Origin of the sequence: Enterococcus sp. AZ170, from assembly GCF_050545135.1 — a bacterium.
Taxonomy (GTDB): domain Bacteria; phylum Bacillota; class Bacilli; order Lactobacillales; family Enterococcaceae; genus Enterococcus_L; species Enterococcus_L ureilyticus.
Genome location: NZ_CP172947.1, coordinates 1836552 through 1860893 on the forward strand (window position 1 = coordinate 1836552; position 24342 = coordinate 1860893).

A 24342-nucleotide genomic window follows, 5' to 3' on the forward strand; every position below is an offset into this window, starting at 1 on the left:
GATTATTGGTCTTGAGTGCTTTTACTCTGAATTTGTTGTTTACGATTTTCGTTTAAAATTTGTTGTGCTTCCATATGATTATGGATTTCGACATCTTCTTGACCATTTTTTTTCAAGACATCTCTTGCTTCTTCTTCAATTGTTTCAATTCGTTTGATGCGATTTTCAAGTTCTGCTAAGCGGATCGTCCGTTTTTTTAGTTCGGCAACTTCCTGTTCTAGTTTAAGCACTTTTTCTTGTTTTTTGAGTTGATCTGAAATTGCATTGATCGCTAATAAAACAGAGGCTTGTTCGTCATTTGTTTGTGGTGAAATGTGTTTGATCTCAGCCAATTGTTCATTAACTAATTTTGTTACTAAATCCATATGTTGTTTGCTTTCTTGTCCGATAATCGTGTATGTATGATCGGCAATCACCGCTTTATATCTTGTTTTTTCTTTAACCATGATAGTGTTCCCTCCTGTAATGATCCATCACTTGTTATTGTACCATGAAAATCATTATTGTGTGTTTTCAATAACCCTTTCTTATTATATGCTACTGAACTCAAAAATTAAAGGTTTAGTGTTATTATTACGATTTTCATTAGACTTTTCTATTAAAAATCAACATGAACCTCTTGGCAAATAAACGAAGGTGACACAAAAGTACCCAGTACTTTTACATCACCTTCGATCCATCTATTTGACGAACTTCAATTTTATAACATATCAAATAATGATAATTGATTTTCATCTGGTAAATCTTTTAACACACCATTTTCAGTCATATACTCGATCAACGTTTTCGATACTTTACCTCTACTTGCAAGGTCTTCTTTAGATAAGAACGGCTCGTTTCTTGCCTCAACAATTGATTTAGCCACGTTAAGACCTAAACTTGGTACGGCTCTAAAAGGCGCAATCAATGTATCACCATCAATTACAAAGTTTTCAGCATCTGATTTATACAAATCGATCATACCAAATTTAAAGCCGCGTTCGATCATTTCATTGGCAAGTTCTAACACAGTCAAAAGATTTTTTTCTTTTGTCGAAGCTTCGAGCCCCTTATCTTGAATCTCTTTCATTCGAGCTTTTACAGCTTCTTTTCCTTGTGACATCGCAACCAAATCAAAATCATCGGCACGAACTGAAAAGTAAGCACAGTAATAAAGAATCGGGAAATAAACTTTAAAGTATGCAACGCGTAAAGCCATTAAAACATATGCCGCTGCATGGGCTTTTGGAAACATGTATTTGATTTTCGAACAAGAATCAATATACCAATCTGGCACATTGTTCTCTTTCATAGCGGTTAAATATTCGTCCCTAAGCTCATCAGGAATTTTATTCCAAAGTCCTTTACGTACAGTTTCCATGATTTTAAAAGCCATACCACTATCTAAACCAGCATGAATCAAATAAACCATGATATCATCTCGACAACCGATTACTTCTGCCAGAGTTGCTTCTCCTCTGCGAATCAGTTCTTCCGCATTGCCTAACCAAACATCGGTCCCATGTGATAATCCAGATATCTGTAGTAATTCAGCAAATGTAGACGGGTGTGTTTCTTCCAACATACCGCGTACAAATCGCGTTCCGAATTCTGGAATACCCAGCGTTCCTGTTTTGGAATAGATTTGTTCTGGTGTGACACCCAATACTTCTGGTCCTGCAAAAATACGCATCATCTCAGGATCATCTGTTGGAATCGTTTTAGGATCGATCCCAGATAAATCTTGTAGCATCCGAATCACAGTAGGGTCATCGTGACCTAGAATATCCAGTTTCAAAATATTGTCATGAATTGAATGGAAATCAAAATGGGTCGTTTTCCATTCTGAATTTTGATCATCAGCAGGGTATTGGATCGGTGTAAAATCGTAAACATCCATGTAATCAGGAATAACAATTATTCCTCCAGGATGTTGTCCGGTCGTTCGTTTCACTCCAGTCGAGCCTTTTGCTAAACGATCGATCTCAGCTCCTCTAAAATGTAGATTGTGATCTCGTTCATAGCCTTTTACGTACCCATAGGCCGTCTTATCTGCAACGGTCCCGATCGTCCCAGCACGATAAACATATTCTTCACCGAACAAAACTTTCGTATAATTATGTGCTTCCGCTTGGTAATCACCCGAAAAGTTCAAATCGATATCGGGCACTTTATCCCCGTGGAATCCTAAAAAGGTTTCAAATGGAATGTCGTGTCCGTCCTTAAACAATCGCTGACCACAATTGGGACAATTTTTCTCGGGCATATCAAAGCCAGAACCATAAGATCCATCATCGAAAAATTCAGAATGCTTACAGTTGATACAATGATAATGCGGCGCCAAAGGATTAACTTCCGTAATTCCAGTCATAGTTGCAACAAAACTTGAACCTACAGAGCCGCGTGAACCAACTAAGTAACCGTCTTCCATGCTTTTATGCACCAATTTTTGTGAAATCAAATAGATAACCGAAAAACCATTTCCGATAATACTATCGAGTTCTTTTTTCAAACGCTTCTCAACGATATCAGGCAGTGGATCACCATACAATTCTTTCGCACGAGTATAACTCAAATTTCTGATTTCATCTTCTGAACCAGGAATTTTCGGCGTGTATAAGTCATCTTTAACTGGCGTGATTTCCTCACACATATCTGCAATCGCATTGGGATTTTCAACAACTAGTCGATGTGCTGTTTCTTCTCCTAAAAATTGGAAAGCCGTCAGCATTTCATCGGTTGTTCTAAAATGAACAGCAGGTAAACTATGACGATTCAATGGATTAGCGCCACCCATCGAACCCACTAAAATTTTGCGATAAATACTATCTTCTTCGTTTAGATAATGAACATTGCCAGTCGCTACAACAGGTTTTTCTAACTCATCTCCGATTTTAACTAAATTGGTGATGATTTCTTCTAGATCTGCTTCACTTTTCACTAACTCTTGTTCAAGTAAAGGTGCATAAACTTCTTTTGGCATAACTTCTATATAATCATAAAATTTTGCTCGATTTTTTGCTTCTTCAACGCCTTTTTGCATCATTGCCTCAAAAATTTCACCATTTGAACAAGCAGAACCGATAATCAATCCTTCTCGCAACTTACTTAACTGTGAACGCGGGATACGAGGAATTCTGAAAAAATAATTTATATTAGACATTGAAATCAACTTGAAGAGGTTCTTTAAACCAGCTTGAGTAGTTGCTAAGATAGTTGCATGGAACGGTCTTGCTCGTTTATATGAATCGCCTTCTCCAATATGCATATTTAGCTCATCATGATATTTCATATTATGATTTTCTTTAGCATCTTTTAAGAAAATCCAACATAAATGCCCTGTCGATTCTGAATCGTAGATTGCTCGGTGATGTTGTTCTAAATTGACACCGAATTTTTTAGATAACGTATTAAGTCGGTGACTTTTAAATGTTGGGTTTAGGTATCGGGACAATTCCAATGTATCAATGACTGGATTTTCGGCTTCTGGGATATCATATTTTCCATAACTAGTATTTAAAAATCCCATATCAAAGGAGGCATTGTGGGCTACAAGTATGGTATCTTTCGAGAATTCTCTAAATAAGCGTAAAACTTCTTCTTCTGATTTTGAGCCCCGCACCATTTCGTCAGTGATCCCAGTTAAATTAATCGTCGTTTGCGATAATGGGTGTCCTGGATCGATAAATTGTTCAAATGTATCAATGATATTCCCTTTATGCATTTTAACTGCCGCAAGCTCAATGATCGTATCATAAACAGCTGATAAACCAGTGGTCTCCACGTCAAATACTACATAAGTTGCTTCGCTCAATTCAATGTGGGCTTCATTATAAGCGATTGGCACACCGTCATCTACTACATTGGCTTCAACACCGTATAAAATTTTGACGCCTGCTTTTTTACCAGCGCTATGAGCATCGGGAAACCCTTGAGCCCCACCATGATCTGTAATAGCAATTGCTTTATGTCCCCACTTCCCTGCTTGGGCAACATAGTCAGCAACGTTATTTGTAGCATCCATTGTACTCATATTACTATGCAAATGTAGTTCCACACGCTTATCGCCTTCTGGTGCATAATCTTTACGAAGCGCATGTTTTACTTCCATTAAATCCTGACAGTTCATTACTAGATCCCGCATGAACGTATCTTCTTGAATACTTCCGCGAACTCGAATCCAACTATTTTTTTGAATAGCATCAAAAACTTGCTCATCTTTTTCACCATTTGAGAATTTTTTGACGATAAATGATGATGTATAATCGGTAATTTTCAAAATCAAAATTTTCCGTTTAGAACGTAACTCACGAACTTCTACATCAAAGACAAAACCTTCGATCGTCACTCGGCGTTCTTCTTCTAGAATGTTGCCCATCGGCATGATTGGTTCATCATTTGGAATATTTCGACCTAAACGGATTGGACCTTCAAGTGCTGGCCCTTGTTGTTGCTGTTGTTTTTTCTTTTGTTCATGTTTCACAAGAGATTCAGCGGCTTGTTGTTGAAAAGCAGCATCTTGCTCTTGTTTGCGTTCTTCAAATAGTGCCAATACTCGTTTAGCTTGTTGTTCATCCATTTTAGGTTCAATATGAAATTTTTGAAAACCGTAATGGCTATATAGTTCTTCAATAATTGGTAAATATTGTTGTTTCAAATAAGGAATCACTGCTTCGTTATCGACAGGTAAAATGATTTTTTTATCTTCTATGATTGGCGTTTGCGTTTTTATCACGCGTTGTACCAATGGTGTGTCACATTGACTATTTAATAATGCTAACTGCCAATAATCAGTTAATTGTTCAGCTGTAAATTCATTTTTATCTGCTGAAATCTTTACAGTGACACCTGCGATTTGCTGAAAAGCAAGTTCTAATTGCTGTATAAATGACTGATAAAGCATCACAGGTAAAATTTCAGAAAATCCAAGATGAAATTCCCATAAGCGGCTTTGTTGATGGACAACTACTTTGTCAATTCTCCCTTGCTGAATAAGCGGATGTTGCCGCTCTTGTTCATTTAATTGAATTTGATCAATCAACTTTGCAAATAACTCTTGTGCTTTTTCTGCCACTAAATGAACCTCCTTAAATTAAAAGTGCAGCGGACTTTATCCAATAGAAACACGCTAATTGTAAACATAATGTTTTCTGATACGATCAGATTTTTTCTCTTGACGATTAGCCACACCACAACTGAAGAATCGCTCACTATTCTCAGTCCGAATCCTTATATAACTGTCTATAGTTTAATCATTTGATAAGAAAGAGGCCCTTAGACATTTCTGCCAAGTGCCTCGCCACATTTAAGTATACTATTTTTTTATCTGAAATACAATGTAAACAAAATTACTATTAGTTATAATACGTCTATAATATTTGTTGGCTTGCTAAGAGAAAACATCTACGAAAACCGATCGATGATCTCTTTCGTAGACGTCTCCAATTTATTCTTTATCAGCATTCAGCAAGATAGATAATGTGCTTTCCAGTTCTTCTTTACGAACCTCAACCATTTCTCCAGTTCGTTTGATTTTTACTTCTACAATACCATCAACCGCTTTTTTACCGACCGTGATCCGAATTGGACAACCGATCAAATCAGCATCAGCAAATTTAACACCAGCCCGCTCGTTACGGTCATCAACCAATACCTCATAACCCGCCACTGACATTACTTCTTCAACTTCTTGTGCAAGTTTTGTTTGGTATTCGTCTTTTATGTTCATTTGAACGACATGTAAATCAAATGGAGAAATACCCGCTGGCCAATTGATGCCATTTTCATCAATATTTTGTTCAACGATCGCTGAAAGTAAACGACTAACCCCGATTCCATAGCATCCCATGATCACATGCTTTTCTCTACCATTTTCATCTAAGACAGTTGCCCCCATCGCTTCACTATAGCGAGTGCCAAGCTTAAAGATATGACCGATCTCAATGCCTTTAGTAAATTCTAATACACCATTACCATCTGGAGAAGGATCGCCTTCTTGAACAAAGCGTAAATCTTCGTAGCTAATTGGTGTAAAATCACGTCCTGGATTAACATTAGTTAGATGGAATCCTGTTTCATTGGCTCCAGTAATTGCATTTGCTAAATCTTGGACATGGAAGTCTGCAAATAATCTTACCTCTTCAGACAATTCAACTGGACCAACGGAACCAAAATCGGCACCTAAATAGGTACGAGCATCTATGTCAGTTGCTTCTTCTAAAAAGTCAACGCCTAAGAAATTTTTCAATTTAACATCATTTACTTCATGATCTCCACGAACTAAAACCACTACAGGTTGCTCGTCCGCCATAAATAAAACAGATTTGATGATACGCTGTGGCTCAACATTGAAGAAGGTCGCAACTTGTTCAATTGATCCAACATTTGGAGTAGCTACTTTTTCAATATCTAATTGAGTTTCATGTGACTTTTTAGGTGTATATAGGCTAGTTGCCATCTCTAGATTTGCTGCATAATCGCCATCTGTTGAGAAACAAATCGTATCTTCCCCGATATCAGAAATTGCCATAAACTCTTTAGAATCTTTTCCTCCCATGGCACCGCCATCACCAATGATCGCTCTAAAATCTAATCCGCAACGTTCAAAAATAGCAGAATAAGCTTTTTCATAATCACGATAAGATTGATCTAGACTTTCTTCATCAGCATGGAAAGAGTAGCCATCTTTCATAATAAATTCTCGGCCTCTTAACAAACCAAAACGCGGACGTTTTTCATCACGGTATTTTGTTTGGATTTGGTATAGATTTAATGGTAAACGCTTATATGAATTGATTTCGTCCCGTATCAATTCGGTAAAAGTCTCTTCATGTGTTGGTCCAAGAATATAATCACGTTCATTGCGGTCTTTCAAGCGATAAAGATTCGGTCCATATGTTTCGTAACGTCCAGATTCTTTCCATAATTCTGCTGGTAGTAATGCTGGCATCAACATTTCGATGGCATCGATTTTATCGAATTCTTCACGCATGATTTTTTTCAGTTTTTCAAGTACCCGATTCGCTAATGGTAAATATGAGTAGATTCCAGCTGAGACTTGACGAATATACCCTGCTCTCAGCAACATCTGATGACTTAAGACTTCAGCATCATTAGGCACCTCACGTAAAGTTGGGATTAACATTTTTGACTGTTTCATTAGAACTCTCCTTTGTTTAAACGAATAATTAGAACTCCTCGAATGATTCGTTATGAAATCAAATTAATTAAAAGAAAAAACGTTGAATATCATTCCAAGTGACTAACACCATTAATAACATGATGAACCCAAAACCAATCAGTGTCAGTACACCTTCTTTTTCTTGACTCAAAGGTTTCCCTCTAAGTCCTTCAAAAATATTTAATAAAATTTTACCGCCATCTAACGCAGGAATTGGTAATAAATTAATGATCCCAAGATTGACTGATAACATTGCCATCAACCAAATAACGGTATTTAATCCTGCTTTTGATGCTTCAGCAGACATTTGGAACATCATCACTGGACCACCCAATTTATCTAAACTAAATCCAGTAAACAATGATTTTAGTGCTTTAAAAATTTGCATAGAGCTGCTTAATGTTGTTTGAATCCCACCGATCAGTTTATCTGCCAATCCAGTTTTTTTAGGCGGTAAGATTCCGATCACACCAATTTCTTTATTTTCAGATTTTTGACTTTCTGGTGTGATATCAACTTCTCTCGTTTTACCGTCTGAATCAACCATTAAACTCAATTCTTTGTTCGGACTCTCTTTAATGATTTTGGTAAAATCATTCCAATCAGAAACAGCTTTTCCATCAATTGAAATAATTCTATCATCTGCTTTTAAACTAGCTTTTTCTGCAGGGCTACCTGGTTGAGTTCCACCAATCAAATTCGTATTTGTATACGCTACTCCACCTTGCATAAAGACATAAACTGTGAATAATACTAAAGCAAGGATAAAGTTATTCATCGGACCTGCAAAATTGGTCAGCATTCGTTGCCAAAGTTTTGCAGATTGAAACTGAACATCGATTGGTGCAATTCTAACCTCCGTTCCATCTTGTTCAATGATCGTTGCATCGTGATTTACTTGGTAAGTCATTTCTTGTAACTCATCACCATTGATGTAGCCTTTAATAAAGAGTTCTTTCTCCAAATCCGCCTCCAACATTTCCATTGGAATACTGTTTGTCAATTGAACCTTTTTGCTTGTATTGATTTTTACAACTTCTTCCTGTTCATTCAATTCAACAGAAAGAGTCATTCCGGGAGCTAACTCTGTTTCATCTTCACCCATACCAGCCATGCGTACATAACCACCAATTGGTAAGATCCGAATTGTATATGCCGTGCCATCTTTTCCTTGATGAGCAAAAATCTTTGGTCCCATACCGATTGCAAACTCCCGTACTAAAATTCCTGAGCGTTTTGCGAAGAAAAAATGTCCAAATTCATGCACTAAGACAAGAATTCCAAAGACAATAATAAAAGTAATAATTGTTTTCATAACCGACCTTCTTCCTTTATCCATCTTTCTACGATAGTTCTTGTTTGTTTATCAATTGCGATCACTTCTGCTAAAGTGATTTCAGTAGTTTCTTGGTAATGATCGACTGCTTTTTGAACGAATTGTTCAATTTTGAGATAGGAAATTTTTCCATCTATAAAAGCTGTTGCAGCAATTTCATTAGCTGCATTATAAACAGTCGGATATGCGCCGCCTTTTTTACCCACAACATAAGCTAATGCCAACATTGGAAAACGGTCAAAATCCATCGGTTCAAAATTTAATTGAGCGATCTGCGTTAAATCAAACATTTTTTCATTTTTGATTGGTAAACGATCAGGATACGTCAATGCAAATTGAATCGGTTCTCGCATGTCGCTAGGTCCAAGTTGAGCCAAATATGCACCGTCCTCTAAGACGATCATTGAATGTACAATACTTTCCTTATGTAAAACAACTTTTATTTTATCATAATCTGTACCAAATAACCAATGGGCTTCAATAACTTCTAACCCTTTGTTCATCATTGTCGAAGAATCGATCGTGATTTTTTTGCCCATTGACCAGTTTGGATGTTGCAAAGCTTGTTCCAAGGTGACTGTTTTTAACTCATCTCGTGTTAAGTCTCTAAAGCTACCTCCAGATGCTGTAATGACTAATTCGCGCAAGTTCTCAACTTTTTGACCTTCTAAACATTGAAAAATAGCTGAATGTTCACTGTCCACGGGTAATACCTTAACGTTATTTTTTGCAGCAGCTTCCATGACCCATTGACCTGCCATAACGAGCGTTTCTTTATTGGCTAAAGCAATATCTTTGCCTGACTCGATTGCTTTCATCGTTGGCGCTAAACCCACGCTACCTGATATAGCTGTCAATACAACGTCAACCTCATCAAGCGTTGCAGCTTTTATCAAACCTGATTCGCCGACTCCAAATTCTACTGTTGGAAAACGTTTTGATAGTTCTGCTTTAAGTTTTTGCGAACCCACACCAACAAATTTTGGATTCAATTGCTCAATCAACGCTGTGCCTTTTTCTTCATTAGAATGAAAAGTTAGTGATGTTATCTGAAATAACTCTGGATATGCTGTAACAACCTCCACAGTATTTGTACCGATGGAACCCGTAGCACCTAATAATGCAATTTTCTTCATAGTAAAAAGAAAAACCCTGAACATTCAGAGTTTTCCACCTTCCCTTCTTGTCTAGAAATTAAAATAGTCCGAATAAATGCATGATTGGAAAAACAAAAAGTAAGCTGTCAAAACGATCTAATATGCCCCCATGTCCTGGCAAAATAGTACCGGAATCTTTGACATCGTAGTGTCGTTTAATCGAAGATTCCACTAAGTCTCCAAATTGGCCCACAATTGAAAAGACCACTGTAATGAGTAACATAATTGGTAAATTATACGTAAACAATTCTTTGTTTGGTGTTAAGCTTAAAAATAAAAACGCTACAACCACTGCACATAAAATCCCACCTAATGAACCCTCTATTGTTTTGTTTGGTGAAACCTCTGGCCATAGTTTTCTTTTTCCGAAACGTTTTCCAATAAAATAAGCACCAATATCTGTCGACCAGACAACAAACAACGCATAAAGCAAGACGACTAAACCAGTTTGTCTAGCACTCACAAAATTTTGAAAGCCAACGCCTACATACAAACTTGTAATCACTGGAAAACCAGCTTGAGAGATGGTATACATATTTTTTGAGGCAACTAAGCCACCTAATAAGATCATAACGGTCAGGTAAAATAGAATAAAATTATCAGCTTTGTCTGGTAAGAAGAAAAACCAATGATCTTTTGGCAAAACTAAAAATACTGCACCTAACGCAGACAGCACTCCCTCAAAACTAGCGATTTCTAATCCTTTCATTCTAAATAGTTCATATACTCCCACAACAGCTAAAAGAGCTGCTGCTAACTCAATCACAAAACCTCCGTACCAGATGATTGGTATAAAAACGACTAATGCTACGGCGGCTGTAATAATGCGCTGTCTCATTTTTCTTCCTCCTTAGTTTCTTTTAAGCCGCCGAAACGGCGATTTCTATTTTGAAACGACGCTAAAGCAGTTTCTAATAATTCATCACTAAAATCCGGCCAAAGTGCTTCCGTGAAAAACAATTCACTATACGCGATTTGCCATAGCAAAAAATTGCTGATTCGCTCTTCACCACTAGTCCGAATCAATAATTCAGGATCTCTTAGATTTTCCGGTAAAAATCCTGTCATTAAATGCTCGGCAATTATTGCTTCCGTGATGTCTTCAGGCGAAAGTTCAGCTGCCGCCGTTTTTTGAGCAATCTCTTTTACAGCAGTGATGATCTCAGCTCTTGATCCATAGTTTAAGGCAAAGTTTAAAACCATCCCAGTATTATTCTTAGTTTGTGCAATTGCACGCTTCACCGCATCTTGGGTATGTTCAGGTAAAAATTCCTGATAGCCCATCACATGTACTTTAACGTTTTCTTTGATCAACTCTGGCACAAAGGTATCAAAGAAGTCAACAGGTAACTGCATTAAAAAACTCACTTCATCTGTTGGCCTTTTCCAATTTTCGGTTGAAAAAGCATATAAAGTCAAGACTTTGATTCCTAATTTACTGGCATGCTTCGTTATTTTCTTAACAGTGTTCATTCCTTCTTTATGTCCAGCAATTCTTGGCAATCGACGATTTTGTGCCCAGCGTCCATTCCCATCCATAATCACTGCAACATGCTTCGGTATTGGTCCTTCACTATTAAAAGTAAAAGAACTCTCTTCTTGTATGTATTTATTCTTTTGTGGAAAAAAACGTAACATATTTTTCCCTCCATTCCAAAAATCTATCTAGACTATTATAGCAATATCTTTCAGAAATGCCTATGCAAATGAAAAGATTTCGACATTATTTAATAAATTTTTTGCTGATTTGTTGTAATCTAACCAAAACCGAGGTGTTTTAATACTCATTTTCTGTGCCAAATACTCTAAAACGCTGAAAAAAGAAAAGACTAGGACATAACTCCATGAGTCATGTCCTAGTCTAGTCCCTTGTCATCCTAATCCAATAAAGTACAAAAGTTCATCACTCCGTTGCTTTATCGGCTGATTTATTTTCTTCTGGTTTCAAATTCCCTTTACTGATCCCAATTTGAACAACAGAATTAATTGGGATAAACTCATTATATTGACTCATTTTAACCACCGTTCCTTTGGTTACTGTAGAATCAACATAATAAACTTGATACGTGATATTCGCTCCTTTAGACTGATACTCATCATAGAAAATCTTTTGAAGATCACCTTCCAATGTATTATCACGCAAGTCTTTAATATAAGGTTTTCCAATCGAATAACTAACCTGAATCACCGGTTTTTCGTCTTTTTCAGTATATTTTTTGCCAATTTCTACTGATTGGCTGATGAAACGTCCATATGGTATTTCATCGCTAAAGAATTGTTTCACTTGGACTTGCAAGCCATTTGCTTTGCTTTCAGCTTCTTCTGCTGTATATTGAGAAAAATCTGGGACTATTAAAGCCTTGCCCGTTGAAACCGTAACGGCCATAGAATCCCTTTTGGCAACTTTCGTATCTTTTCCGATACTCTGTGAAATAATCTTTCCATTTTCAATGTTATCTGAATCAGATTCATTTACTTTTAGCGTGATTTCATTCTTTTTGGCCCATTCCGTTGTTTCTTCTTTTGTTTTACCTACAAAATCAGGCATTGCAATATCTTTTTCGAAAACTTCTTTTCCTTTAGAGTAATAAACTTTTGCTTTATCTTTGCGTTTGTAGTTTTCAGCTTTTACATCTTTGTTTGTAATTTCAAACTTGATATAATCCTCAGCTGCTAGTTTATCATTATATTCTTCAATGATAGCCAGATTATCCGCTTTTTGTTCATTGATCCATTTTTTTGCCTCTTTAAGTTTCATTGATTTGAAATCTGGTAGTGAAATAGCTTCTTCAGGATCTGCACCCAAGCTCGCATCAACAACTAATTCGTGCCCTTTTTTGATTTTTTTGTTTTTCACCGTTTGATGAATAATCACATTTGCTTCTTTATCAAAATCGTATTTTTGATCCACCTTAAGCTTCACACCATTATCTGCTGTCCATTCACGAACCTCTGATAATTCTTTTCCTTCAAAATTTGGTACTTTAACATGGCTCATTTGAAAATAAGCAAAGTATAATAGTGCTATTGTTAAGATACTTCCTAGAGCGATTAAACTATACTTTCTAATCTTCTTTTGTTGATAGGTTGGATCCGTTTCAATCACTTCATTTGGATTCTTAGTCTGGTTTTCAGAAACAATAGCTACTGGTACAGACTTTTTTTCGGATGTTCTTTTTTGTTCATTTTTTTTCTTTTTTACGCGTTTTTTGGTATAAATTAGGTCTTCTGGGTGTTTTTTTTCAGTCATCGATTCGTTCTGACTAACTTTTTCAGACATATTATCTGGACTGTTTTTAGGCCCCCATACTAATTCTGCAGAAGGCTCATTTTTCTCTACTACGGGAGATTCTTTATTTATTGAATTCTTGTCAAATTTTAGTTTCTTTTTTATGCTTTGATGATCAGTCTTGCTTTGTTGTTCATTTTTTTCTTGGCGGGTTTTTTCATAGTTTTCACCGCTGAAATTTGATAAGAAATCACTCATACTTTTTTAACACACCTTTTTTTAGGTAATAGGTTTCATCAGACTGGTCTGCAATATCATTTGAGTGAGTTACTACAATAACACATTTATTATGAACCTTGGCAAGATTTTGAAAGATGTCGACAATTTCTTGTTCCATCCCTTCATCTAGATTACCTGTTGGTTCATCTGCTAAAATAATGTCTACATTAGTCGCTAAGGCACGAGCAATCGCTACACGTTGTTGCTCTCCACCAGAAAGCTGATTGACAAGTCGATCTGCTTTCTCACTTGTAATACCAATATAATCTAGAAGATTATAGGCTACTTCTCTTTGGTTAGGTGGCAATTCATTATCCGTAATTGACATTGCGACCAACACATTTTCTAAAGCCGTCAAGTAAGGCACTAAATTGTAACTCTGAAAAATAATACTGATATCGTCACGACGATACTTTTCATAACCAATCGTTTTGATATCTTTGCCTTCCAGTAAAACTTGCCCTTCTTTTGGTGTATCTAAAGCACTGATCAAAGAAAGAAACGTTGTTTTTCCTGACCCTGATTGCCCTAAAATAGTGTAAAATTTTCCTTTTTCAAATGAAACATTAGTATCTTTCAAAATGAACCGACGTTGATCACCATCTTGATAGAAATAGCTAAGATTTTTTGTTTCTAAAATCGCCATTTATCTTACCTCCTACATCATAATTTTCTTTGGATTCAAGCGAACAATATACAACAGTGGTAAAATGGCTGCAAATAATACAGTACCTAACCCAACGACTAAATAAGTGACGATATAGCCTACTGAGAATTTCACTTCATATGCATTCATGATGTCATCTGCCGTAAGCTCAGTAGGACTTAAACTCTCCAAGCCCATAAGCATACCTGCTTGATCATTCGTAGTGCTTAGGATATCGCTATTCAATAGGGACTCTGAGACTAGTTTTCCTAAAAAATTACCTGTGATCAATGACAGAATCAGCGCTATACCACTGATTATCAGCATTTCGATGATAATTTGACCCATAACATGACTTCGTTTATCCCCCAATGACAGATAAATACCTAATTCATGCTTACGATCACGCATAAACAATAAAACTACAAGAGAAATAATAAGCAAGGTTGCAATCACAGCAATCATGACAACATAACCTGAAATTTGCGACATTTTCTTCATGCTTCCGCCAATTTTTTCATATTGATCCGTTGAAGCTCTGACTGTATATAATTTTGGCAAAAGTGGTTCTGTTTCTTGTTTGAAAGCCTCTACATCATCTGGGCTTTTCAATACATAGATTGGTGTATAATATTCACCACTATCTTCGTCTGAACCTTCAAAATAGTGGCTGTCTGGAGCTACTTTTTTCATTTTTTCAAGATAATTTTTATTTGATTCGACGACCGTTTTATTGGGTAAATAAATCGTGTTGATTTGTTGCATCGACATAAATTGCTGATTTATAGTTTGATCTTCTGATTTTTTGTCATCAGTATCTTTCATTTCAATTGTGGTCGGTTCAAATATACCAATAATTTGAATTGGTACATCTAATTTAAATAATTCTTTAGTCCCGCCCTCTTCACCATAATCATTTCCACGCATATCTATAACCATCTGATCCCCTACCGACAACCCATTTTCATCGGCAACTTTAGATGAAATCAAGCCGACGTTCTTGCCATTATCGATGTCTTCTTGCGTAAATACTTTCCCATCCACTAATTTAATTTTCTTTTCTTCAACATCTGAAATTTTAGGATAATTTGATCCTTTTAATGAGAAGCCTTCCATCCCACCGAATTCCTCTGAATCTGAAATAACACTTTTCAAATCCTTTGTTTCGGCCCAGCCAGCTGCATTATAATCAAAATATTTTACATACGGTGATTTACCGATTTCCTTGATCAAATCAACTTTTAGTTGTTCAATTTCACTGCCAGCATTCATGATCTCTTCTTGATTGTTTTCATAATCAATTTCAACCGTTGCCATGGCTCCAAGCTGTTTCTTAACACTTTTTTCAACATTTTGTGTTGACTGTTGGATCGCAATCGATCCTGCAATAACATTACCTAACACAAATATCACTGCAAATAAAATCAGTGATTTCCCCTTTTTTCTAGTAACACTACATAATGCACGTTTAATAAAATTCACTTTCTCATCTCCTTTTAAGAAAAATATAGCTAGTATCATTATTCCATAACGCATAAGGTTTAACAAGATGTTTTTTCTAATCTCACTCAACCTTACAATTTCTATAGATTATAATTTTATAATTATATTTTTTTCATTTTAAATAACAAAATTCTTTAATAAAATAAAAAAAGAAACCCCTACTCGTTAAAGTATGATTTCTTCTTTTGGATTCCTATTGTTAAACTTCTAAAAGTTCTTTCTCTTTTTCAGAAGTGATAGTATCTATATTCTTAACACTATCATCTGTTAATTTTTGTGCTTCTTTTTCTAAACTACGTAACTCATCTTCTGTGATATCATTGCTCTTTTGCTGTTTTTTTAATTCATCAATCGCATCACGACGAATATTACGAACGGCAATCTTTGCATTTTCCGCAGCTTTTTTCACGTCTTTTGCTAATTCTTTGCGACGTTCTTCTGTTAATTGCGGAATTACTAAACGAATCACTGTTCCGTCATTCGTAGGGCTGATACCAATATCACTAGCCTGGATTGCTTTCTCGATATCTTCAAGTGAGTTTTTATCAAAAGGTGTGATCATTAAAACTCGTGCTTCTGGAATGTTGATTCCTGCTAATTGGTTAACTGGTGTAAGTGCGCCATAGTAATCTACTTGAATCCGATCTAACAAACTAGCATTGGCACGTCCTGCACGGATTTGACCAAGTTCACGTTGTAAACTTTGTTCTGCTTTACCCATCTTTTCTTTTGCTGTTGCTAATACAGTTCCACTCATTATTTATTTCCCCCTTACGGTTGTTCCAATATTTTCACCAAGACATGCTCGGCGGATGTTGCCTGTTTCGTTTAGATTGAATACCACTAATGGAATGTCATTATCCATACTAAGAGAACTTGCAGTTGAATCCATTACTTGTAGACCTTTTGAGATAACATCTAAATGCGTTAATTCTTCAAATTTGACAGCATTCGCATCTAGTTTAGGATCGGCAGAGTAAACACCATCAACATTATTTTTAGCCATCAAGATTACATCAGCATCGATTTCTGCTGCACGCAAAGCTGCAGTTGTATCCGTTGAAAAATAAGGATTACCTGTTCCACCAGCAAAAATAACAATACGTCCTTTTTCTAAATGACGCTCTGCACGACGACGAATATAAGGTTCTGCGATTTGGCGCATTTCAATAGATGTCTGAACGCGTGTTGGAACACCTAAATTTTCCAATGTATCTTGTAGTGCTAAAGCATTCATTACAGTTGCTAACATTCCCATGTAATCTGCTTGTGCACGTTCCATACCCATTTGAGCACCGATTTGTCCACGCCAGATATTGCCACCACCAACGACGATTGCCATTTCAATTCCTAATTCATGAACTTCTTTGATTTCTTCTACAATCTCTTTGATTGTTGGAGGTTTAATTCCAAACCCTTCTTCTCCGGCCAAAGCTTCGCCACTTAACTTTAATACAACACGTTGATATTTAGGTTTTACCATTTTTGTTTTCCCTCCACCATTTGTCTAAGAACATTTTAACATACTCTAGGTATTCTGCCAGTCTATTTCTTTTGTTTTGCCTAAAAAAAGGGAGCGCATCTCAATGCGTTCCCAACTGTTACACAAGTAACAGATTTATTTTTTAATTTGGCTCATTACTTCATCAGCAAAGTTATCTTCACGTTTTTCGATTCCTTCGCCAACTTCAAAGCGGATAAATGATTTAACAGTTGCACCTTTAGAAGCAACATATTTTTCAACAGTCATATCAGGATCTTTTACGAATGGTTGATCCACTAATGAAATTTCAGCTTTGAATTTGTTTAAACGTCCGACAACCATTTTTTCAACGATATTCGCTGGTTTGCCTTCGTTTAGTGCTTGTTCAGAAAGAATCGCTTTTTCGTGCTCTAATTCTTCTTGAGGAATTTGAGATTCGTTTACATAACGAGGATTGATGGCAGCTACGTGCATTGCTACGTCTTTTGCAACTTCTTCGTCAGTTGTGCCTTCTAATACAGTCAATACTGCAATACGTCCGCCCATGTGTAAATAAGCACCAAATGCTGCATTATCATCTTTTTCAACCAATTCGAAACGACGGAAACTGATTTTTTCACCAATAACAGTTGTAGCTTCGATCAATTCAGTTTCTAAAGTTCCTTTATCTGTTTTAAGCGCTAATGCTTCTTCCATGTTCGCTGGTTTGTTCGTCGCAATTTCAGTTGCAATTTTTTTAACTAAGTCTTGGAACATTTCGTTTTTAGAAACAAAGTCAGTTTCAGAGTTTACTTCAACGATTGCTGCAAAGTTACCGTTTGAAGCAACGTTTGCTAAACCTTCAGCTGCTACACGGTCATTTTTCTTAGCGGCTTTAGCCATACCTTTTTCACGTAGGTAATCAACAGCTGCTTCCATGTTACCTTCTACTTCTACTAATGCTTTTTTTGCATCCATCATACCGACACCAGTCATGTCGCGTAGTTCTTTTACTAATTTTGCTGAAATATCTGCCATTTTTTGTTCCTCCTAAGTTTTGAAAGCTGAATGAGCTCGTCCAGTCTTTTTCCCGAAAGGCTAGCTCATGAAGCTAGACGATTTAAATTCTAAAATCCGTTTAAAAAAAGCTATCTCAAAGGAGAATCAGGCTTTTTTCGCCTAGCCTTCGAGACAGCTCCGTTATTTTAAATTATTCTGCTGAATCGTTGCTGCCTTCAACAACATCAACGATTTCTTCGATTGAAGTTGCAGCTTCAGGAGCTTCTTCAACAAAGATTTCTTCTACAGCTTGATCTTCACCTTGGTTTCCTTCGATGAAAGCATCAGCCATTTTAGCAGTGATCAATTTAACCGCACGAATTGCATCATCATTCGATGGAATTACTACATCGATTTCATCTGGATCACAGTTAGTATCAACCATCGCTACGATTGGGATGTTCAATTTTTGAGCTTCTTGAACCGCAATGCGTTCTTTACGCGGGTCAACGATGTACATTACATCTGGAATTCTAGGCATATCTTGGATACCACCTAAGAATTTTTCAAGACGTTCACGTTGTTTGTTTAAACCAACAACTTCTTTTTTAGGAAGGACTTCAAAAGTTCCGTCTTCTTCCATTTTATTGATATCTTTCAAACGTTTGATACGTTTTTGGATTGTATCCCAGTTTGTTAAGGTTCCACCTAACCAACGGTGGTTTACGAAATATTGACCTGAACGAATCGCTTCGTCTTTGATCGCTTCTTGTGCTTGCTTTTTAGTTCCTACGAATAATGCAACGCCGCCGTCTTCAGCAACATTTTTCATGTAATCGTAAGCAGCATCTACTAATTTAACTGTTTTTTGCAAGTCAATGATGTAGATTCCGTTTCTTTCTGTGAAGATGTATTTCTTCATTTTTGGGTTCCAGCGACGAGTTTGGTGTCCAAAGTGTACGCCGGCTTCTAGTAATTGTTTCATAGAAATTACTGCCATGGGTTGTTTCCTCCAATTTGGTTTTTATTTGTTCCCTCTCCAGTTCTCGTTTTTATAAGGAACTACTAACAGTAGCACCGCCTTACAAATCAAATCTGGATGTGGATTTAGTGTTTTCACACCGTTAACTAGTATAACTTACTCTAAGAAATAATTCAACAATAAAAAAGTCTTTTTTTTGATTCCGTTATTTTTTTCACACTCGCTATGATGCGCAACGAAAAAGAAAGGGGCAGAATACTAAAATTGTTCCGACAATTTCTAAAAATCCACTAGCAGTCTATCTATAGTAATAGTAACTTTTATTATCAGGAAACATGGTTTGAATATCAGTGATTTCATCGTCAGTTTGATTTTTCACGTCATCTAAAACTTCTTAAAAACTTTATTTTCCTTACTTTATTCAAAAAAACACCAATTACAACAATGCGCCCATCTTGGGCCTGATTAACAAAGTACGCTGATTGATGACAGCAGTACCAGAATCAGTAAGTTGGATACTATGTCATTTTTTTACCTTTGTGATTTACGAATTGTACTCTAGAATGATGTTTCCTTGATCAATCATGTCTTGTGCTACTGATGCTGGAATATCAATTAGGTACTGCATTTTTTCTGTAACTTGTTCCCATTCTTCATACGCATCGTAATCAGAGTGACTTGCTTCTTTTTTTGCACTTTCTTATGTGTGTGAAGTGTTTTCGCTTGTCTTAGTTGCTGTTTGCTGCCTTCAAGCTGTTACAATTAACAATGATGGCAACACCCATAACATTAGCAATGTTTTTTCATATTGTTTCTTTCAACTTTAACGTATTTGATTTAAGTCATGTTTCAGTATAATAACCTAGCAGCGATGATCTGATTATTCTTTACCGATTGCAGTATTATAAGGCTTTCGATCACATTTTTATTCAATTTTATTGTGTAAAAAATGATACATTAAAATACCTGCCGCAATCGCAACATTTAACGATTCAGCTTCTCCGATAATCGGAATGTAAATCGATTGGTCCACCATTGTTAATAGCTCTGCTGAAACACCTTTTCCTTCATTTCCCATGATCAAAGCATACTGTTTCTGGCCTGGTAATGTTTGGTAGCTTACTGCACGTTTATTCAGTTCCGTCCCAAAAACTGGAACGTCATGTTGCTTAAATTGATCCACAATTGTTTTAAGAGGTAACTGGAAAATTGGTAGATGGTAATTACTTCCCTGCATGGCCCGTAACACTTTTGTATTATAAATATCAGCACTCCCATCACCTAAAATGACACCTGTCATTCCAGCTGCGTCTGCTGTTCGAATCATCGTTCCTACATTGCCTGGATCTTGAACATTATCCAACAGCAACCAGCGACCAGAATAGCCTAATGTCGTTTCTACATTAGGCATTTTTACTACCGCCATCATCCCCTGTGGTGCTGGGACTTCAGAAAGTGACGATAGTATCTCCTCAGTAACAAGTAAAAAGCGCTCATCCTCATGTGTAGAAACCCACTTAGACCATTCTTCTATCCCCCGCCGACTACACAATATCCATTCAATCTCAGCGTCCGCCTTGACTGCTTCTTCAACTAAATGAAATCCTTCAATTAGATAGCGCTTTTGTGCTTCTCGATGTTTTTTTATTTTTAATTTTTTGAGTTCTTTCACTATTGCATTTTTAGTAGACAGAATTTCTTTCATTATTACACCTCACTTGCCTATTATATCACGACTTTTGACCATCAAACAATGACTAGTTTTACTTGCCAGATGATCAAAAAATCGCTATCATTGATTTAATTAAAAGCGAGGTGTACGAACGATGAGAAAAGTGCGCATGAATGTGCAAGGACGAGTTCAAGGAGTTGGTTTTCGCTATATGACTAAAATGGTTGCGGATGAGTTAGGTATTTATGGTACTGTATGCAATGAAGAAGATGGTTCCGTTTCTATCGAATCTATGGGTGAAGATGCTTCTATGATTACGTTTATCCAAAAAATTAAAGATTCTCCAAGCCCAGCCGGTCGAGTGACTTATGTAGACATTCAAGAAGTCCCAATGATGGAAGACTATACTAGCTTCAAAGTAACAAATTGATGTCGATGAAGAAGAATCGTACTCAGTCTTGAGACGGATTCTTCTGATTTTTATTGAAAAAAAACGCTTTTTCAAGTATAGTTAACCTTGTGCAAATTTTTTAGAAAAGGAAAGAATAAAATGAGAAAATTAAATAAGTGGCTTCTCGGTTCCGGTCTATTCACTTTAGCTCTATTTTTATCTGGATGTGTAAAAACAGGATCAGATGGTCAGCCAACAGGTGAAGGAATCATCTATAATTTTTTAGTAAAACCAATGAGTAATATGATTACATACCTCGTTGATAATTTCGATTGGAATTATGGCTGGGCAATCATCTTTATCACGATCATTGTGCGCTTGATCATCATGCCTTTAGGATTGAATCAATCCAAGAAAAGTATGATCCAAACAGAAAAAATGCAAGCCATCAAACCTCAAATTGATGCGGCCCAAGCAAAAGTGAAAGAAGCAACGACTCGTGAAGAACAAATGCAAGCTCAGGCTGAAATGCAGCAAGTTTACAAAGAAAACAACATGAGTATGATGGGCGGAATTGGCTGTCTACCATTATTAATTCAAATGCCTATTTTCTCTGCCTTATTCTTTGCAGCTCGTTATACTCAAGGAATTAGTGACGCTTCCTTTTTAGGTGTCAATCTTGGGCAACCGAGTATTATATTTGTCGTTTTAGCTGGTGTTGCTTATTTGATTCAAGGATATCTTTCGACTATTGGCATTCCTGAAGAACAAAAGAAAACAATGAAATCAATGTTGATTGTATCTCCATTAATGATTGTCTTCATGTCAATCAGTTCTCCAGCTGGTGTCACTTTGTATTGGGTAGTCGGCGGGATTTTCAGTAGTATCCAAACATTGATCACAAATCAATTCTTGAAGCCAAGAATTAAAGCCCAAGTAGCGGAAGAATTAAAACAAAATCCGCCGAAACAAGTGATTACACCTCGTAAAGATGTAACACCTACAGAAAGAAAAACAGTTGAAAATAGCGCAACGAAAAAAAATACATCAAAAAAAGGCAGAAATGCTGGAAAACAACAAAATAGATAAACTAAAAGCAGAAACGATCACTGATAGCATATGTGATCGTTTCTGCTTTTAGTTACTTTTTGATGAGACGCCATAAATAAAAAAATCTACAACTTGAGCAATAGACAACGCATGATTGCGTTGCTCTGTTTTAATATAGGGAGACAATGTATTAAGAAAATGTGTTGTTATCATTTCTGTTGATAATCCTCTTCGGATCGAAAAATCACTTTCTTCAAACAGTTGTAACAACGGAGCTTTATAAGATTTGTTCCACAGTACAAACAATTTAAGTTGAGTATCTTCCGTTAATTTAGTTTTAAAATCATGCATCATCAAGTCAAAATCAAAGGGATGTTTTATTTTTAAACACTCGGCAAATTCGGTTAATTTACTAATAGTATCCAGTGCCTGATTTCCAACAATTTCCACTAATTCTTTATTCACATCACTTAATAACGCTTCAATAACCCCCACGTATACCTCTTCCTTATTTTTAAAATGATGATATAAATTGGGTTGCGTTACCTCAGCTAATTGCGCAATTTGTCTTGTTGAAGTACTTTGATACCCATTATCCATAAATAATCGTGTTGCTACTTGAATAATCTTAGTTCGCGTATTTTTCGTTTCTTTCTCCATTACCTAGCCACCTATAGTTGATTTCTTCACTATTTTAACAGAAATAGTAGCAGAAACATATATCAGATAACATTCTTTTGATTTTTTATTTCTTGCACTACTTCGTACAAACAAACAACTACTATGATCACCAAACTGATAATAACTGTTGTGATGATCATTGGGTATTTACTATTCCAGCCATCTGCTGCCTGATGTTTTAGCAAAATACCATAATAAGCCCACAGAGTTGCTAAGCCATAAGCTATATTATGATTACGAAGGATTGTTGTACTAATAATGACTAATCCGACAAGTAAAATAATGACTGTCCACAACACTTGATTATTTTGAAAAAGCGGTATTTCTTTATCAACTAAAAAGGCTGTGATATTTGCAATTGTTGCAATGGTGATCCAGCCAAAATAAATACCAAACGGCACTCTTACACAAATAAAACCAATTACTTTGAAAGACATTTTAGCCAATAAATGATTGATGTAAATCAATACACCCAAAAGTCCTAACATAATGATAACTGACAAGTCAATTTGAAGATACTGCCACGCAAATAGCCAAAGACTATTTAATATGGAAGAAAGAATAAATGTCAGTCTTAACGTTTTACGGTTCTTTTGATCTGAAAAAAATGAGCCAGCAGCTGGTTTTAACCATTGATACACCACAAAAGCACCTAAGAATAAGTAAATGACTGACCAAATTGCAAAGGTTAATCCTGCTGGTGCAAATAAGTTCGGATATGTGTCTGATACCTCTTGCGTTGTTAAGCCATTCAATGGTAATAAAACAGCCGCTGCATTTGTACCCAGCATAATAATATAGCTGAGTGTAACCAACCATTTTGCAATACTAGAATCTTCTTTGTTCATTATCTATTCCTCCTTTTATAAACCTTTTTTTTCAATAAATGGAACAACCTTTAGTGTTTTACTTGCATAGTCAATAAAATCAGGACGGTTCTTGTACTTTTTCTCTAATAACGGAACCCCTGATACAAACAACAGTAACAATGTGATTGTAATTGGTCCAATAATTCCCCACAAATTACGCAATTCATTCAGGCTTATAAGAAAAATGCCCCACCAACTAAATGCTTCACCAAAATAATTTGGATTTCTCGTGACAGACCACACACCTGTCGTTAAAAGTTTGCCTTGATTTCGATGATCTTTTTTAAACTGTGTCAACTCATAATCGCCAATCGTTTCAAAACCAAAACCAATGAACCAAACTATAACTCCTATACTATTCCACCAATAAAAATTTGTAGCTGAACTAGTCATTGTAAAAAGAATCGGCATTGAAACAACAAGTAAAAGAACCCCTTGTAGCACAAATACATTTAGATAGGCTTTTAGCCTTGCAAAATGTTTGCCCCAACGCTTTCTCATATTTACATATCGAAAATCCTCTGGTTTGCCAATATTTCGTTTCGCTAAATGTAAAAATAAACGGATACCCCAGATTGCTACTAAAACTAAAATAATCATACTTGTTAAAGTCTTGTCAGGCATCAGTAAATACCCTGTTATAGCTACGATAACAAAACCCAGGCCTCATGCTAAATCGACTATAGAATTGTTGTGAAGATACTGTGCTAAAAAAATAATGTCGTAAAATAAATTAAAACAACTCATTGGCATTCATTACTAGTAGCCCTTGTGCAGCAAAATTTTGCTTAGAATCAATCACCTCTACCTTTGTATTTTTTTTAGAGATTTTTCTAGCAACTTCTTTGACCATTTGAAAAGTACCACTTAGTTTTTGAGCTACTGTAATCACTAAAATCGACTCGTATTTTGTTTCTAAAAAAGAAA

The 24342-nt window shown here is 36.1% G+C and carries 21 protein-coding genes; 2 read left to right on the forward strand and 19 right to left on the reverse strand.

From position 1 onward, the window contains the following. Positions 1-2: 2 nt before the first annotated feature. From zapA to IGJ55_RS08935, 15 genes are all read right to left on the reverse strand, one after another. Positions 3-446 (reverse strand): cell division protein ZapA, encoded by a 444-nt coding sequence (zapA, locus tag IGJ55_RS08865; RefSeq protein WP_069640746.1) that lies wholly within the window; start codon positions 444-446, stop codon positions 3-5. 254 nt (positions 447-700) lie between these two features. Further along, on the reverse strand, positions 701-5053 hold the full coding sequence (locus tag IGJ55_RS08870; protein WP_430606186.1) for a PolC-type DNA polymerase III: 4353 nt from the start codon (positions 5051-5053) through the stop codon (positions 701-703). A gap of 372 nt (positions 5054-5425) precedes the next feature. Beyond that, positions 5426-7138, reverse strand: a complete 1713-nt coding sequence (locus IGJ55_RS08875; protein WP_069640748.1) for a proline--tRNA ligase — start codon at positions 7136-7138, stop codon at positions 5426-5428. Between the two features lie 67 nt (positions 7139-7205). Continuing rightward, entirely contained in the window at positions 7206-8474 is a 1269-nt protein-coding gene (gene rseP / locus IGJ55_RS08880) for an RIP metalloprotease RseP (RefSeq protein WP_430606187.1), read from the reverse strand. Continuing rightward, positions 8471-9631 (reverse strand): 1-deoxy-D-xylulose-5-phosphate reductoisomerase, encoded by a 1161-nt coding sequence (locus IGJ55_RS08885; RefSeq protein WP_430606188.1) that lies wholly within the window; start codon positions 9629-9631, stop codon positions 8471-8473. The genes rseP and IGJ55_RS08885 overlap by 4 nt, the downstream gene beginning before the upstream one ends. Before the next feature lie 58 nt (positions 9632-9689). Then, complete coding sequence (locus tag IGJ55_RS08890; RefSeq protein WP_069640750.1) at positions 9690-10490, reverse strand: phosphatidate cytidylyltransferase; 801 nt, start codon at positions 10488-10490, stop codon at positions 9690-9692. Further along, on the reverse strand, positions 10487-11290 hold the full coding sequence (locus IGJ55_RS08895; protein ID WP_429949708.1) for an isoprenyl transferase: 804 nt from the start codon (positions 11288-11290) through the stop codon (positions 10487-10489). The genes IGJ55_RS08890 and IGJ55_RS08895 overlap by 4 nt, the downstream gene beginning before the upstream one ends. Before the next feature lie 265 nt (positions 11291-11555). Continuing rightward, complete coding sequence (locus IGJ55_RS08900; protein WP_430606190.1) at positions 11556-13139, reverse strand: PASTA domain-containing protein; 1584 nt, start codon at positions 13137-13139, stop codon at positions 11556-11558. Next, on the reverse strand, positions 13132-13806 hold the full coding sequence (locus IGJ55_RS08905) for an ABC transporter ATP-binding protein (protein WP_069640753.1): 675 nt from the start codon (positions 13804-13806) through the stop codon (positions 13132-13134). Before IGJ55_RS08905 ends, IGJ55_RS08900 begins: the two co-directional genes overlap by 8 nt. Positions 13807-13818: 12 nt before the next feature. Next, positions 13819-15288, reverse strand: coding sequence for an ABC transporter permease (locus tag IGJ55_RS08910; protein WP_429949706.1), 1470 nt, complete (start codon positions 15286-15288; stop codon positions 13819-13821). 220 nt (positions 15289-15508) lie between these two features. Then, positions 15509-16066, reverse strand: coding sequence for a ribosome recycling factor (frr, locus tag IGJ55_RS08915; protein ID WP_069640755.1), 558 nt, complete (start codon positions 16064-16066; stop codon positions 15509-15511). A 3-nt stretch (positions 16067-16069) separates the two neighbouring features. After that, entirely contained in the window at positions 16070-16792 is a 723-nt protein-coding gene (pyrH, locus tag IGJ55_RS08920) for a UMP kinase (RefSeq protein ID WP_010761216.1), read from the reverse strand. 135 nt (positions 16793-16927) lie between these two features. Then, positions 16928-17809 carry a translation elongation factor Ts gene (gene tsf, locus IGJ55_RS08925; RefSeq protein ID WP_430606192.1) on the reverse strand — a complete coding sequence of 294 codons (882 nt, stop codon included), beginning with the start codon at positions 17807-17809 and terminating at the stop codon, positions 16928-16930. Between the two features lie 172 nt (positions 17810-17981). Beyond that, the gene (gene rpsB, locus IGJ55_RS08930; protein WP_069640757.1) at positions 17982-18770 is read right to left on the reverse strand and encodes a 30S ribosomal protein S2; all 789 of its coding nucleotides are present in this window, start codon (positions 18768-18770) and stop codon (positions 17982-17984) included. Between the two features lie 907 nt (positions 18771-19677). Further along, complete coding sequence (locus IGJ55_RS08935) at positions 19678-20457, reverse strand: TrmH family RNA methyltransferase (protein WP_430606193.1); 780 nt, start codon at positions 20455-20457, stop codon at positions 19678-19680. Between the two features lie 121 nt (positions 20458-20578). On the opposite strand from IGJ55_RS08935, the gene IGJ55_RS08940 reads away from it, so the two are divergent. Together IGJ55_RS08940 and yidC are read left to right on the forward strand one after the other, a co-directional pair. Continuing rightward, positions 20579-20854, forward strand: a complete 276-nt coding sequence (locus IGJ55_RS08940) for an acylphosphatase (protein ID WP_069640759.1) — start codon at positions 20579-20581, stop codon at positions 20852-20854. 120 nt (positions 20855-20974) lie between these two features. Beyond that, positions 20975-21904: a membrane protein insertase YidC gene (gene yidC / locus IGJ55_RS08945; RefSeq protein ID WP_207120285.1), complete on the forward strand. Its 930-nt coding sequence runs from the start codon at positions 20975-20977 to the stop codon at positions 21902-21904. Between the two features lie 48 nt (positions 21905-21952). Here yidC and IGJ55_RS08950 read toward each other — a convergent pair whose 3' ends face one another. The 4 genes from IGJ55_RS08950 to IGJ55_RS08965 all read right to left on the reverse strand — a co-directional run bounded on the left by IGJ55_RS08950 (position 21953) and on the right by IGJ55_RS08965 (position 24307). Further along, positions 21953-22525 carry a TetR/AcrR family transcriptional regulator gene (locus tag IGJ55_RS08950; RefSeq protein WP_430606195.1) on the reverse strand — a complete coding sequence of 191 codons (573 nt, stop codon included), beginning with the start codon at positions 22523-22525 and terminating at the stop codon, positions 21953-21955. 62 nt (positions 22526-22587) lie between these two features. Further along, positions 22588-23394 (reverse strand): tryptophan-rich sensory protein, encoded by an 807-nt coding sequence (locus tag IGJ55_RS08955; protein ID WP_207121823.1) that lies wholly within the window; start codon positions 23392-23394, stop codon positions 22588-22590. A gap of 15 nt (positions 23395-23409) precedes the next feature. Continuing rightward, positions 23410-24039 carry a DUF1295 domain-containing protein gene (locus IGJ55_RS08960; protein ID WP_430606197.1) on the reverse strand — a complete coding sequence of 210 codons (630 nt, stop codon included), beginning with the start codon at positions 24037-24039 and terminating at the stop codon, positions 23410-23412. 109 nt (positions 24040-24148) lie between these two features. Beyond that, a complete protein-coding gene (locus IGJ55_RS08965) occupies positions 24149-24307 on the reverse strand; it encodes a DegV family protein (protein WP_340689707.1) in 159 nt (52 codons plus the stop codon). Between the last annotated feature and the right edge of the window lie 35 nt (positions 24308-24342).

What these genes read in the sequence shown, in the direction of transcription:
- IGJ55_RS08950 (WP_430606195.1), bottom strand. Translation starts at nt 22,525, where the DNA reads ATGGAGAAAGAAACGAAAAATACGCGAACTAAGATTATTCAAGTAGCA.
- frr (WP_069640755.1), bottom strand. Translation starts at nt 16,066, where the DNA reads ATGAGTGGAACTGTATTAGCAACAGCAAAAGAAAAGATGGGTAAAGCA.
- IGJ55_RS08905 (WP_069640753.1), bottom strand. Translation starts at nt 13,806, where the DNA reads ATGGCGATTTTAGAAACAAAAAATCTTAGCTATTTCTATCAAGATGGT.
- IGJ55_RS08900 (WP_430606190.1), bottom strand. Translation starts at nt 13,139, where the DNA reads ATGAGTGATTTCTTATCAAATTTCAGCGGTGAAAACTATGAAAAAACC.
- rpsB (WP_069640757.1), bottom strand. Translation starts at nt 18,770, where the DNA reads ATGGCAGTAATTTCTATGAAACAATTACTAGAAGCCGGCGTACACTTT.
- tsf (WP_430606192.1), bottom strand. Translation starts at nt 17,809, where the DNA reads ATGGCAGATATTTCAGCAAAATTAGTAAAAGAACTACGCGACATGACT.
- IGJ55_RS08940 (WP_069640759.1), top strand. Translation starts at nt 20,579, where the DNA reads ATGAGAAAAGTGCGCATGAATGTGCAAGGACGAGTTCAAGGAGTTGGT.
- IGJ55_RS08935 (WP_430606193.1), bottom strand. Translation starts at nt 20,457, where the DNA reads ATGAAAGAAATTCTGTCTACTAAAAATGCAATAGTGAAAGAACTCAAA.
- IGJ55_RS08895 (WP_429949708.1), bottom strand. Translation starts at nt 11,290, where the DNA reads ATGTTACGTTTTTTTCCACAAAAGAATAAATACATACAAGAAGAGAGT.
- rseP (WP_430606187.1), bottom strand. Translation starts at nt 8,474, where the DNA reads ATGAAAACAATTATTACTTTTATTATTGTCTTTGGAATTCTTGTCTTA.
- yidC (WP_207120285.1), top strand. Translation starts at nt 20,975, where the DNA reads ATGAGAAAATTAAATAAGTGGCTTCTCGGTTCCGGTCTATTCACTTTA.
- IGJ55_RS08955 (WP_207121823.1), bottom strand. Translation starts at nt 23,394, where the DNA reads ATGAACAAAGAAGATTCTAGTATTGCAAAATGGTTGGTTACACTCAGC.
- IGJ55_RS08885 (WP_430606188.1), bottom strand. Translation starts at nt 9,631, where the DNA reads ATGAAGAAAATTGCATTATTAGGTGCTACGGGTTCCATCGGTACAAAT.
- IGJ55_RS08890 (WP_069640750.1), bottom strand. Translation starts at nt 10,490, where the DNA reads ATGAGACAGCGCATTATTACAGCCGCCGTAGCATTAGTCGTTTTTATA.
- IGJ55_RS08875 (WP_069640748.1), bottom strand. Translation starts at nt 7,138, where the DNA reads ATGAAACAGTCAAAAATGTTAATCCCAACTTTACGTGAGGTGCCTAAT.
- zapA (WP_069640746.1), bottom strand. Translation starts at nt 446, where the DNA reads ATGGTTAAAGAAAAAACAAGATATAAAGCGGTGATTGCCGATCATACA.
- pyrH (WP_010761216.1), bottom strand. Translation starts at nt 16,792, where the DNA reads ATGGTAAAACCTAAATATCAACGTGTTGTATTAAAGTTAAGTGGCGAA.
- IGJ55_RS08960 (WP_430606197.1), bottom strand. Translation starts at nt 24,039, where the DNA reads ATGCCTGACAAGACTTTAACAAGTATGATTATTTTAGTTTTAGTAGCA.